At 54.5% G+C, this 13,052-nt stretch carries 9 protein-coding genes; 3 read left to right on the plus strand and 6 right to left on the minus strand.

Annotated features, from left to right (window positions below; translation table 11 throughout):
• Positions 1-49: 49 nt before the first annotated feature.
• Entirely contained in the window at positions 50-982 is a 933-nt protein-coding gene (locus tag AC1ATL_RS10120; RefSeq protein WP_476570124.1) for a cell wall-binding repeat-containing protein, read from the minus strand.
• 406 nt (positions 983-1,388) lie between these two features.
• Here AC1ATL_RS10120 and AC1ATL_RS10125 point away from each other — a divergent pair, with 406 nt between their 5' ends.
• Positions 1,389-2,654: an IS110 family RNA-guided transposase gene (locus tag AC1ATL_RS10125; protein ID WP_476570125.1), complete on the plus strand. Its 1,266-nt coding sequence runs from the start codon at positions 1,389-1,391 to the stop codon at positions 2,652-2,654.
• Here AC1ATL_RS10125 and AC1ATL_RS10130 read toward each other — a convergent pair.
• The 3 genes from AC1ATL_RS10130 to AC1ATL_RS10140 form a co-directional block, all read right to left on the minus strand.
• Positions 2,603-3,343, minus strand: a complete 741-nt coding sequence (locus AC1ATL_RS10130) for a transposase (protein WP_476570126.1) — start codon at positions 3,341-3,343, stop codon at positions 2,603-2,605. The two genes, AC1ATL_RS10125 and AC1ATL_RS10130, sit on opposite strands and share 52 nt — an antisense overlap.
• 341 nt (positions 3,344-3,684) lie before the next feature.
• Positions 3,685-4,965, minus strand: a complete 1,281-nt coding sequence (locus AC1ATL_RS10135) for an ABC transporter ATP-binding protein (protein WP_476570127.1) — start codon at positions 4,963-4,965, stop codon at positions 3,685-3,687.
• Between the two features lie 3 nt (positions 4,966-4,968).
• On the minus strand, positions 4,969-5,802 hold the full coding sequence (locus AC1ATL_RS10140; RefSeq protein ID WP_476570128.1) for an ABC transporter permease: 834 nt from the start codon (positions 5,800-5,802) through the stop codon (positions 4,969-4,971).
• Between the two features lie 126 nt (positions 5,803-5,928).
• Here AC1ATL_RS10140 and AC1ATL_RS10145 point away from each other — a divergent pair, with 126 nt between their 5' ends.
• The gene (locus tag AC1ATL_RS10145; RefSeq protein ID WP_476570129.1) at positions 5,929-7,815 is read left to right on the plus strand and encodes a DUF4422 domain-containing protein; all 1,887 of its coding nucleotides are present in this window, start codon (positions 5,929-5,931) and stop codon (positions 7,813-7,815) included.
• A 58-nt stretch (positions 7,816-7,873) separates the two neighbouring features.
• On the opposite strand, the gene AC1ATL_RS10150 is transcribed toward AC1ATL_RS10145, so the two are convergent.
• Positions 7,874-9,118 carry a nucleotide sugar dehydrogenase gene (locus AC1ATL_RS10150; RefSeq protein WP_476570130.1) on the minus strand — a complete coding sequence of 415 codons (1,245 nt, stop codon included), beginning with the start codon at positions 9,116-9,118 and terminating at the stop codon, positions 7,874-7,876.
• 48 nt (positions 9,119-9,166) lie between these two features.
• Positions 9,167-11,791: an LTA synthase family protein gene (locus tag AC1ATL_RS10155; protein ID WP_476570131.1), complete on the minus strand. Its 2,625-nt coding sequence runs from the start codon at positions 11,789-11,791 to the stop codon at positions 9,167-9,169.
• 232 nt (positions 11,792-12,023) lie between these two features.
• On the opposite strand from AC1ATL_RS10155, the gene rfbB reads away from it, so the two are divergent.
• On the plus strand, positions 12,024-13,046 hold the full coding sequence (rfbB, locus tag AC1ATL_RS10160; RefSeq protein ID WP_476570143.1) for a dTDP-glucose 4,6-dehydratase: 1,023 nt from the start codon (positions 12,024-12,026) through the stop codon (positions 13,044-13,046).
• Positions 13,047-13,052 lie beyond the last annotated feature (6 nt).

Below are 13,052 nucleotides of genomic sequence, written 5' to 3' on the forward strand. Positions count from 1 at the left end.
GGGGCTGACCGTGATTCACGAGGTCAGCCCCTCTTAACGGTTTATGCCGTTATTGTGCGTGTCTGAGGCCGAGGCTGTCGGCGATGGCGTCCGCGGTGTTCTGGCTCACGGCGTTCATACCGCCGACCACGTACGCCTTGTTAACCTTGTCTCTGTAATTTGTGGAGAGTGCGATGGCGGGACTTTTTGCATTCTCGACTAATAGAGTTGTGGATCTGGATTTTCCGGACAATGGTCCGGCCGCCAGTGCATCGGGGAAATTCGCTCCCGTCGTATAGACGGCACCATTCATGCCTAACCCATTTTCCATAGTCCATTTGGCGATTTCCGCGCTGGTGTCATAACGAGTGTTGCCGGATTTGCGGACAACGCCTGGCAAACCAGACACGTAGCGTGACGGTACAGCATTTTCGCCGCCGACTACGAGCACTTTTGAGAATGACTTTAGTGCGGTCTTTTGGTTTTTGGTCAGACCGTTAGCAGGGTCGCACAGGAATACCGGGGCCTTTGCCGCGTATGCGTATGAACTTACCGATAATGCGTCCGCATAATTCGCGCTTGTCGCAACAATTGCAGTTGATCCCCATCCTGAGCCGTTCTGATATAGCGCGAAAGATGTGTCTATACGTGTGGCGCCGGATATACGGTTCACGCTTTGTGCATATGCGCGAAGCGTGTGAAGAACGTTGTCTGACACGGCGGCTGATCCGCCTACCACAATAATTCGCGATGGTGCCAACTGCCGAAGCTGATTGGCGGCCTGCGAAGAAAGTGAGAATTTCCCCGTAAGTATGATTGGAGCATTGGTTACGCCAGCTAATCCGGAAGCTGCCAATGCATCTGGATAGTTATCACCTGAAGCTACAATCGCGGTACCACCAGTTTTCCAGTTCCCCTCTGAAACGACTGCGGCCATGGTGTCATAGCGGGTATCGCCAGCGAGCCTTTTTAACTGTGGTGTCTGATATGCATTCAGTTTCACCCATGTAGAAGTAGATGTCTCATCAATCGGTCCACTGATAGTTACTGACCCTTTATCCGGAATCTGTACCTGCGTCCATCCGCGTTCGTCATAGCCTCCTACATAAGTTGTAGCATAAGGAGCCTCGTTGATAATGGTTATGCCGGTTTCTTATCGGCGATAATGGTATATGACGGCCGGGGCGGTGACCCCCGATTTGACTGACGCCACCGGTTTCGGGGGCTGTCCTTATTTTGATTTGTCCCGCCGCGGCCGCCGACCCGTGGGCCATGGATGCATGACCTCATAGGAGCGTGGCCGTTCCCATCGGATCCCGCAAGAACCATGGTAGCGTGTCCTGTCAACGTCCTGTCTGCGCCGCAGGCCCCCGGGGAGGCATCCGAACGCATGGAAAGGAACGACGACGATGACGCCGCCGAACGGAATGGTGTGGGCCGGGATCGACACCCACACGGACACGCACACCATCGCATTGATCGACGAAAGGGGAAGGACGCTGGGCGCCGAGACGTTCACGGCGAACCCGGAAGGATACGACAGGCTGATCGGCATGCTGCCCGAGCCGGGTGCGGTCGCGGCCGTGGGCGTGGAGGGCACGAACTCGTTCGGCGCGGCCCTGGCCCGCAGGCTCGCGGCCGCCGGATACGAGGTGCGCGAGGTGCTGCGTCCCAAGCGCAACGTGCGCCGCAGGGACGGCAAGTCCGATCCCATCGACGCGATCGCCGCCGCCCGCAGCGTCATGGCCGGCGATGACGCCGGCCTGCCGAAAAGCTCTGATGGTTGGGTCGAGGCATTACGCCACCTCAACGCCCAACGCGCCCAACTGGTGTCGGCGATGACGGCGATTTCCAACTCGGCCAACGGCCTGCTCATCACCGCCCCGGAGTCCGTCAGGGAACGGTACCGGGGATTGAGGGGCGGGGCCCGCATGAACAGGCTCGCCGAGTGCAGGCCCGCCGGCGGTCTGGTCGAGCATAGCGCGCTGGTCGCGCTGAAATCCGCCGCCAAGGCATGGAAGGCGCTCAAACGGCAGTCCGGCCTCTTGGAGGAACGCATGCGCGCGATCCTCGAGGTGCACGCGCGACCGTTGCTTGACATGTACTGCGCGGGCACCGTTGTCGCAGCGGCCCTGGCCATCGTCGCCGGCGACAACCCCGAACGTATCCGGAGCGAGGCCGCGTTCGCCAAACTCTGCGGCGCATGCCCGCTGCCTGCGTCCAGCGGCAGGACGAACAGGCACAGGCTCAATAAAGGCGGCAACCGGCAGGGTAACGTGGCGTTGCACCGCATCGCCATCGTCCGCTTGCGATACCACCAACCCACCAGGGACTACGCCGCCAGGAAGACCCGCGAGGGCAAGGGCAAGCTCGAGATCATCCGCTGCGTCAAACGGTTCATCGCCCGCGAGGCGTACCGGGCGCTCATCGCCATACGCAACGGTGGGACCGGGCGTGGGACGCCGGCCGAACGCGGCGCCAGGCTGCGCGAACTGCGCGTGGGCCACGGCATCACCCAACAGCAGGTTGGCGAAGCGCTGTGCGTGCCGTCCAGCCGCATCAGCGAAATCGAACGAGGCAAACGAGACCTGCCCGAACTCGAGCAACGGGCCATCCAATGGATTCACTCCATCACCGACCCAAAACAACACGCCCAAACACTTGACAATGTATAGGAGCATCTAAATACACGTTCGATGTCGGCGTCCAGCTCGTCCAGACGCGCCTGCATCTCCGCCAGTCTCTTCTCCATCGACGCCAACGCGTCCGCCGGACCGACCGCGTCCGACGCGTTCAGGACCACGGTCGGCTTGACGGATAGATCCTTGGATTCCATGACGGTCCTTCTTTTCCCGGGTCCGGCCACAGGCGCCTCCTCGGACTTCGCGAGCATCTGCCGTTTCCAGTTTCTCACGACGGACGCCTCCACGCCCAGCTCGGCGGCAGCCTCGCGTGATTTCAGCCGTCCGGACGCGACCGCGACCACCGCCTTCCGCTTCAGTTCCTCGGGCACGGGCCCGTGCCTCAGCTTGCGTTGGCCGGGCGCGAGCTCGTCGATCCACGCCATGAGCAGCTCCCTGCTTTTCGGATAGCCGAGCATCCGCATGGTGCGGCTGAGCCGTCTGCCGTATTCGAGGTAATGGTCCACCGCGGCCTGTTTCTGCTTGTCGCTGTAGCGCCTGTGGCGTTCGCCGCGCCTGGAGGGGACGCCGGTGCGCTCCTCCTCGAGCCGGTCCGCGTACCACGACAGCAACGCGACCTTGCTGGGATAGCCGAGCTCGCGGATCACGTCGGCGGCGCAGCGCTCGTATTTGATGTACAGGTCCACGGCCCTGTCGCGCTGCTCCCTGCTGTATTTAGCCATGAGGGGGTTCTCCTCCCGGTCGGGGAGTCCAAGAAAACGTCACCACCTCGTTATCTTTATGTCCGTTCATGTTTTCAAACATGCCATTCAACAGCGCTTTATGATTTTTACTTATTTTGGATATATTAGAAATATCTTTTTTAAGTTTGGCAAAGAGGAAACTGGTATTTTCTTCAAGAGAGTTTTGCTGTCATTTTGATTACCGTGACAGCCACGGTTGGAGCATGTCAGTGAAGGACATATCAAAGATAGGCATTTATTTTTCAAATGCAAATAAAATCAGGGGCAAAGCATCTGTGTGCTATTTGCCCCCGATTTATGATTCTTTAGACGATGGTTGTTTAATCGCAGACACTCGTGCCTAGCTCGGTGATTTGCAGCGCATCGTCATTCAGAAGGCCGGCGAAATTCACTGTTCCTGGATTGCGTACGGAGAAATAGCAGGAGTTTTCGTCACTGGTGAATGCGAGTTGTTCAAAATTCTTCAGATTGGTGGTGTCGGGAATAATGCGCATGGTGGCGATAATCTTGAAATCACCATCATTGAACAACCGCAGTGGCAAAGCGAAATGCACCTTGTTATGACCGGTTTTATGTGCTTTGAAAGCTACACCGCAGTCGTAAGGGACACCGCCACGTTTGACGTCAAGCACCGACATCGGAATGTAGAATTCGATATCTTTCTTGTCTCGCAGGTCATATTCCACGTCGAACTCGAAAGTGTCTTTGCATGTCAGCATCTGCTCGGAAACTGGAACGACTCTGAACGTAGGCACCCGTTCGCTCAAACCAAGCGGATACTCGTTTTCTTCTTCGTTCTTCTCATGCTCCTTATGTTCCACTTTGAGATTCTCAAGAGTGTAACGATCCGCGACATCATTCTTATCACCACTGGCGACGATTTCGCCGTCCTTGATGAGAATGGCCTTGTTACAGTATTTCTTCACGGCATCCATGGAATGGGTGACCAAGATGACCGTTTTGGTCGGGTCTTTCTTGATTTCTGCGAAGAAGTTATCGCACTTACGCTGGAACGCTTCATCGCCCACGGCAAGCACCTCGTCGAGCACCAGAATGTCTCCTTGGGCCTTGATGGCCACGGAGAAGGCGAGACGTACCTGCATGCCGGATGAGTAGTTCTTGAGCTTCTGATCCATGAAGTCCTCAAGCTCGGCGAACTCCACGATATCGTCATACATCGTGTCAATCTCGGCATGGGTAAAGCCCAGCAACGCACCGTTCAGATATACGTTTTCGCGGCCGGTTAGTTCCGGATTGAAACCGACGCCGAGTTCAATGAACGGGACTAGCTTGCCTTTGACTGTGACCGAGCCCTGCTCTGGGGTGTAAATCTGCGAGATGATCTTCAGCAACGTGGACTTGCCGGAGCCATTGCGGCCGACAATACCGAAGAAATCGCCCTGGCGAACCTCGAAATTGATGTCACGCAGCACATGTTGTTCGGTGTAGCCTTTAATGCCCTTCGTCCAGTTCAGGAACGCCATCTTCAGACCAGTGGCCTGTTCGGTGGGCAAGCGGAACATCTTGGCCACATGATCGACCTTAAGCACCACAGGGCGCTCATCTGCGTTCTTCTCTTCAGCCATTGCAACCTCAGTCATGAATCAGAGCACCTCCGCGAACTTGGAGCTGTACTTGCGGAACACGTGAATGCCGAGCCACAGGATGACGGCGGACAATACGTAAGGCAGTAGGCACAGCAACTTGTTATCGACCATGGTCCACACGGTCGGCACATATTCCGGGGAAAGCAGGTTGTGACGGATATCCATGATTACCTGAGTGGAAGGATTCAGCATAAGCAATTTTGCCGCCCAGGAGAACTCCGGATTATTCGCCACCATGGAAATCGGGTAGATGATAGGAGTCGCATAGAACATGGCCTGCAGCACGACTTCCCAAATATGTGCCACATCGCGGAAATATACAAACAGGGAAGCAAGTAGCAGTGCCACGCCCAATCCAAGGCAGTACAGCTGCAGGATACTGAACGGCACTAGCAGCACGCGCCAGGTGTAATGCGCGTGGGCAAAGAAACCGAACAGGATAACCACCAGCAGGTTGATGCCCAAGGAAATCATGGATCCCATAGTAGTGGAAGCGACAATGATGTAATTTGGGAAATGCACCTTGCGCAGCAGATCACCACGCCCGACGATGGACTGCATGCCCATGCTGGTCGATTCGGAGAAGAAGCTCCACAAGCAGGTACCGCACAGCAACGAAATCGGGAAGGTCGGGGTGCCATCGGAGAACTTCAGGAACTTCACGAACACCACGTACATCACGGCGAACAACATCAACGGCTTCAGTACGGACCACACCATGCCTAGGAACGAGCCCTGATATCGTAGCTGGAAATCGGTTTTCACCAGTTCCTTGAAAACCACCATCGCATAGTGGTACCTCTTTCTGAGGCTTTCGAAAAAGTTTTTCACAAACGTCCTATCCTACTCGTGCGAAGTGTTTGGACGCAAAAGCTCATGAAGCGTCCTTCTTCGGCAGTACTCTCATATATTCTATTGAGGAAAGGACGTTTGTCTTAGTAAGGCGGAATATCTCACATGGTTCTCACAGCGGAACAGCACCATCCGAATATCAAAATCTTTGTGTCGGCGCATAAGCAGGCCGCATTCCCCGAGGGGAGCAGCATTATTCCGGTGCAGGTGGGCGCGGCAAACGCCACGACCCACTTTCCAAACACCTTGCATGACGACGAGGGTGAGAACATCTCCACGAAGAACCCGCGTTATTGCGAGCTGACCGCGCAATACTGGGCATGGAAAAACGAGGACGCCGATTACTACGGCTTCTGCCACTACCGCAGGTACTTCGATTTCACTGACACTCCACACAAGGAGAACGATTACGGCGAGATTATCGATTCGTATATCGACGATCGCGCGTTTGCCGAATACGGTATCAACGATGATGCGATTGTGCGTGCCGTGGATGGTTGGGACGTCATCACCACACCGTTGAACGACGTTCGCCGTATCGGCGGATTCTCGAATCTCAAGCAGCACTGGGATGCCGACGAGCATCTGCGTTTGAAGGACCTGCGCCACATGTATGACATTCTGTGCGCGCGCCATCCTGACTACAAGGTGGATGCTGATGCCGTGCTCAATGGGCGGACTGCGGCATTTTGCAACATGTTCATCATGAAGAAGGACATCTTCTTCGAATACGACGAATGGCTGTTCCCGCTGCTCGATGAGTTCGCGGCGGCAACCGATTTCAGTAAAATGGACGTGCAGACCACGCGTACGGTGGGGCATCTTTCGGAACGGTTGCTCAACATCTTCATTGCGCACAAGCAGCGCACTGGCGCGCATTGGAAGGTCAAGCGATTGCAGTGCGTGCATTTCCTTCATCCGGAACCGGCTGCTGCCCTCAAGCCGCTTGATGCCGGATACAAGAACGTGGTGCCAGTTGTGTTCGCCGCGGACAACAATTACGTGCCGATGCTCACCACCACCATCTACTCGATGCTGAAGAACGCCTCCGAAGATCGTTCATATGACGTGATCGTATTGGAGCGGAATATCACTGACGAGAACAAGCGAACCATACGTCAGTTTTTCGAGCGGTTCCCGAATGCCGTGATTCGCTTCTTCGATGTGAGTCGTTATTTGGCTGGTTTTAATCTCACCACCAGCAACGCGCATATCAGCATCGAAACGTATTACCGTTTCATCATCCAGGAAGCGTTGCCGTTCTATTCGAAGCTGCTGTATCTGGATTGTGACTTGGTGGTCAATGGTGACATCGCCGAACTGTTCGATACCGAACTTGGAGATAATGCGATCGCCGCCGTGCCTGATATCGACTTCATCGGCAATCTCAATATGAAAAACGGCGAACGGGCCGAATACGTGCGCAAGCAGCTGCATATGCGTGATGCGTACAGCTACTTCCAAGCCGGTGTGCTCGTGATGAATCTCGACCGTATGCGCAAGATCCATACCGTGCACGAATGGCTGGAAATCGCCTCCAAACCCGGATACATTTACAACGACCAGGATATTTTGAACGTGGAATGCGAAGGCTTGGTCACGTATCTGGATTACTCGTGGAATGTGATGCACAACTGTGCCGGACGTGTCAATGGCGTATTCGATTTCGCGCCCGCCAATGTGTACAAGGCATACATGGCGTCGCGCAAGGCTTCGAAAATCGTGCATTACGCCGGCTTCGACAAGCCATGGAAGAATCCATGGTGTGATTTCGCCTCGTTGTACTGGAGTTATGCGCAGGAAACGCCTTTCGTGGCGCAGATGATTGCGGCGATGAGTGGTGTGGAGCGTCCCGCTCCGCCGGAACACCATGAGCGTGCGATTGCGGAGGACAGCCCCATCCGCAAATACGTGGACGTGCTGGCTCCGACCGGTTCCAAACAACGCGAGCTGATGAAGGTAGTGGCCCGCAAGGTGCAGGGCAAGCGGTGATATGGCTGGCGCTTGCTTAGAAGTTTAAGCAAGCGCCAACAGGCTGGATCGCTGAAGATTAGTCCCTGCGGAACAGGTCACGTGTGTAGACCTTGAAATCCACATCATTGAGATCGCCGTTCCAGCGATTGGCCACAATCACGGATGAACGATCCTTGAATTCATTGAGATCGTGGGTGACCTCGCTGCCCTGAAAGTCGGGCTTATCCAATGTGGGCTCATAGATGAGCACGGGGATACCATTGGCTTTGAACTGCTTCATCACATCCTGGATGGCAGACTGCCGGAAATTGTCGGAACCGGATTTCATGGTCAGCCGATAAATGCCGATGACCGGATTCTGCACATCCTTGATGCGTTCCATTACCTCGGAGGCAACGAATTCCTTGCGGGTGCGATTCGCATCCACAATGGCTTCGATGAGGTTCTGCGGAACCTGATTGTAGTTGGCGAGCAGCTGCTTGGTGTCCTTTGGCAAGCAGTATCCGCCATAGCCGAAGCTGGGGTTGTTGTAGCCGTCACCGATACGCGGATCAAGGCATACGCCGTCGATGATCTCCCGGGTGTTCAGACCTCGGCTCTCCGCATAGGTGTCAAGTTCATTGAAATACGCCACGCGAAGTGCCAGGTATGTATTGGCGAACAGTTTGATGGCTTCCGCCTCAGTGGAACCGACCACCAGAGTGGGGATGCCGGTGCTGCCGTCGCTATTAGTGCGGTTGTTTTCTGAAGGATCGGCGCCTTCGGCAAGCAGCGCAGCGAATTGTTGTGCTGCCTGAACGGATTCGGCATTGTCCTGCTGAGCGCCCACTACGATGCGGCTTGGATGCAGATTGTCATATAGAGCATGACCTTCACGCAGGAATTCGGGGGAGAAAAGAATGCAATCATCATCTAAATTTTCGCGAAGCTGCTGCGTGTAGCCAACTGGAATGGTGGACTTGATTACGATCCAAGCGTGCGGTGAGTGCTGACGTACTGCGGTGATTGCGGCTTCAACGCTGGAAGTGTCGAAATAGTTCTTTTTCTCGTCGTAATTCGTCGGTGTCGCGATCACTGCGAAATCAACATCTGTATATGCTTCCTGCGCGTCAATCGTGGCATGGAAATTGAGCGGGCGCTCGCCGGAAGCATTCTTCTCCAGAAAATCGGTGATTACCGGGTCGGCAATCGGACTCTTGCCGTTGTTCAGCAGTTCGACCTTCTCGGGGACGATATCAAGAGCGTGGACTTCGTTATGCTGGGAAAGCAGTAGCGCGACAGATAACCCCACGTAGCCAGTACCGGCAACCGCAATCTTCATAAAAACCTGCCTTTTTATCTTTTATAGTCTCAGGCTATTGTAGGCAAATCATTCAGGTAAATCGACGAAACCAGTATCCTTGAGGTAGTTTTTCCCGACGCTCATGTCATATTGGATGAGTTGATAATCGTGGAGCATCGCCCTGGCCTTCTTGGAAAGCTGCTTGACGTTAATACGATTGCCCGTTGCATCGAGATAAACCGGCTCATCCGCATTGCCTCCGGCCGACGAAGGGATGGAGATTGCAGGAATGGTTTCGTGCATCTTCGTCAAGAAAGCCAGATATGGGCTGACTTTTGCATTGAGGTGTGAAGCCAACTGCGCGGAGAAGTAATTCGACGATGTGTAGGCGCTGGAGGAGTCGTCAAGTTTGGTGTTTGCCGATTTCGAAGCATCGTTGGACCAGATGAAATAATCGGTCTCATGCAGACCCAGAATGTTATTCTTGTCGGAATATGCCGTGGAATAAATTCCGGGTAAATGATCTCCGTAGAAAATGACGGTGATTGGACGTTTGATATGGTTGAGCTGATTCAAGAAGTCAGCTGTTGACTGATCGGTATAGTTCAGCCCTTTAGTATAAGTTTCGATATTTTGTTTTTCGTCAGGCTGCAGATTTGAAGAGGTATCTTCATCCTTAAATTGGTTATCGGGATAAAAGTCCTCATAAGGCATATGGTTCTGCATAGTGACGACTTGGTAGAACTTGTTCTTATCGGAAGATGAAACCTTCTTGAGCACATCCGAGTAGAAGGACTTATCCGAGGCGTACCAAGCGGAGCCAAGCGGCCGTAGGTCTGTCAGCTGCGGTGTACCATCTGTGGCATAGAATTTTGAGAAACCGAACTTCCTGTAATTCAAATCACGGAAATACATGTTGCGGTTGTATGCGTGAAGCGCGATTGACGCTTCTTTTCCATTGGCTTTATTCCAAATTTGATTGAGCGTAGGCGCCCACTTGAGGGAAGGTACCAACTGCTGATAGGCAATGGATAATGTGGAGCTGTAATTTGCCATGGACAGGCCAGTCAGAGCCTGGTATTCGATATTTGCGGTACCGCCTCCATAACCAGGGGAGAGCATCAGGCCGGAAGTCGTTTGTGTCTTGATTTGACGGATGTTCGGCATCGGGTCTTCGGAGAAGCTGACGCCGGGCACTCGAGTCGGGTCCGAGAATGTTTCGGAAAGCACCATGATGACGGTATTGTCAGTCATGTTCTCGGTTCTGGCTTGATTAAGCTGGTTGGCTTGTTGCGCATATTTCCGAGCGATTTTATTCATGGTATCTTGCGAATATCCATCGGGTTTATCCATGGTTTTTGTATGCGCAAGACGGAGGAAATTTACAACAGGGCCATTGTATGTGGAATCTGCAAGGCCATTCCAAATTTGCGGGCTGTCTCCAAGATTTTTTGCGAGATTTGTAGACCAATATCCTTCGTTACCGAATCCCCATACAAAGGAGAAGCATAACGCAATGCTGCAGCATGCGGCTGCGATACGAGTGAAGGTACCGGCAATATTTTTGATTCCGGTAAAGGGGCGGCGCCAGGAACAATGGATGACAGCGTTCCGTCCATCTACGAACTGCATGATGATGCAAATGACGACGAGACATATGACACCGCTTACCGCTGTGCTAACAAGTCCTTGGCTGCTTTTAGGGATGAAGGATGTTAGCTGTCCGGTATTACCTCCGGTGATGAAATTAAGATCTGCCGGAAGTATGGGCTCATTCCGAGACTCGATTTTGATGTGATTCGCTACAGCGTAGACGGTCATAACCGTACCGAAAATGGCTGTTGCTATCCAAAAGCGATTAAGCACGAATATGAGGGTGAGATAAACAACTGCGAGAATAATGAGATTAAGCAGGAAAATATAATTCTTGTCGAACCAAATTTGACTGATAAAAGATGTCAACTGGCCAGCTACGCTGGACATTTGTCTTGTGGTTTCGCTGACGTCTTCACCCTTGGCGTATTCAGGTTCGGAATACATACCCCACTGAATGAAAACGACCTCAAACGTGGTGAGTGCAGTGATGATGATGGCATAGAACGAGTAGGAGAAGCGATGGCGCTTCTTCCACAGGCCATGCGCGCGTTGGAAGAACTTGATGATGAGCTGAATCGCTTTGAAGCTGGTGAACGTGCGCCATGCGCTGCGTACCCTGGTTGCGGCGGTCTGGACGGCATGTGCGGCGGTTTTGGCCGCCTCTGCGGTGGCGTGGCCGGCATGGACCAACGCGTGCCCGACGGTCGCCATCGTCGTGCCGGTCGCCTTGCGAGCGTGCCTCATGGTCCGTGATGCGGTATCGCCGTTGGAAGCGGTGGAATTCACGGAAGTAGTATCGGCGGCGACGGAATTCGTGGAAGACGCATCGTTCCGCGCGCCCTTAATCGCTGAAATATCCGTATCGTACTTTGCCGGGGACGATTCCTCTTCCGGCGTGTAGATGCTTTTGCGGGTTTCTGCGATGTGAAGAGGGGCTTTCTGCGTGTATAGTTCCGCGCGGTGACGTGCCCTGAAAATGGAGGGGTCATCCGCCGTGCCATCGTTTGCGAGCGGCTGATAGGTGCCTCCGATGAACGATTGCTTGGGACGTCTGACATATGAAGGCTCGAAGGCATGAACGGCAGACTGGATATAAGGCATCGTCGCTTCCTTCACGGCAAGTCGCCCCTTGAAAATATGGGGGTTCATGAACGTACAAAACCGTGCTATATATTAGCCGGTGTGTGTGGACGAGTATGTGTCTTGAAGATGACTGGAAAGTGGCTGAAGGGTGAACGGGCCGGAGATGGCTACCGCATCAGGTCTGCTTCGGGTGTTGAGGATGCACACGATTGCACGGGTACGCGAACGCTAAGCTGGAACGGTGAATGACATGACAGATGATGTGATGGACAACGAAGGATTCGAACCGAAAAGCATCCTGGTGACGGGCGGATGCGGATTCATCGGCGCCAATTTCGTACGGTACGTGGCGCGCAACCATCCGGACGTGCACGTCACTGTGCTGGACAAGCTGACGTACGCGGGCAATCCGGAGAACATCGCGGGACTGCCGCAATCGCAGGTCGAACTGGTGGTGGGCGATATCTGCGATTGCGCGCTGCTCGACCGTCTGATGCCAAAGTGCGACGCCGTCGTGCACTTCGCCGCGGAATCGCACAACGACAATTCCATCGCCGATCCGGAGCCGTTCATCCGCACCAACGTGGAAGGCACGATGCGACTGCTGGAGGCCGCGCGCCGATACGACGTGCGATTCCACCACATCAGCACCGACGAAGTGTACGGAGACCTCGCATTGGACGATCCGGCTCGCTTCACCGAGCGTTCGCCATACCGGCCGTCGAGTCCATACAGCGCGTCGAAAGCCGCGTCCGACCATCTGGTGCGCGCGTGGGTGCGCACATACGGCCTGCGGGCCACCATCTCCAACTGTTCCAACAATTACGGCCCATACCAGCATGTGGAGAAGTTCATTCCACGGCAGATCACATCCATTCTGGAAGGCATGCGGCCGAAACTGTACGGCACCGGCGCGAACGTGCGCGACTGGATTCACGTGGACGACCATTCGTCGGCGATATGGGAGATTCTGACGCACGGAAGAATCGGCGAGACGTATCTGATCGGAGCCGACGGAGAGAAGAGCAACATCGACGTCCTGCGCACGATACTGCGGTTGATGGGGCAGCCGGAGGATGCGTTCGATTGGGTGCGCGACCGGCCGGGCCACGACCGCAGGTACGCCATAGATCCGACCAAGCTGCGTACCGAATTGGGATGGCGTCCGGAGCATACGGATTTCGGACGCGGATTGCAGGGCGTGATCGACTGGTATACGGACCATCGCGACTGGTGGGAGCCGGTCAAAGCCGCCACCGAAGCCCGCTACCGCGCGCAAGGCCAGTGAACGCCA

The sequence above is a fragment of the Bifidobacterium sp. LH_743 genome (genome assembly GCF_056355775.1).

What these genes read in the sequence shown, in the direction of transcription:
- AC1ATL_RS10125 (WP_476570125.1), top strand. Translation starts at nt 1,389, where the DNA reads ATGACGCCGCCGAACGGAATGGTGTGGGCCGGGATCGACACCCACACG.
- AC1ATL_RS10130 (WP_476570126.1), bottom strand. Translation starts at nt 3,343, where the DNA reads ATGGCTAAATACAGCAGGGAGCAGCGCGACAGGGCCGTGGACCTGTAC.
- AC1ATL_RS10135 (WP_476570127.1), bottom strand. Translation starts at nt 4,965, where the DNA reads ATGACTGAGGTTGCAATGGCTGAAGAGAAGAACGCAGATGAGCGCCCT.
- AC1ATL_RS10145 (WP_476570129.1), top strand. Translation starts at nt 5,929, where the DNA reads ATGGTTCTCACAGCGGAACAGCACCATCCGAATATCAAAATCTTTGTG.
- AC1ATL_RS10150 (WP_476570130.1), bottom strand. Translation starts at nt 9,118, where the DNA reads ATGAAGATTGCGGTTGCCGGTACTGGCTACGTGGGGTTATCTGTCGCG.
- rfbB (WP_476570143.1), top strand. Translation starts at nt 12,024, where the DNA reads ATGGACAACGAAGGATTCGAACCGAAAAGCATCCTGGTGACGGGCGGA.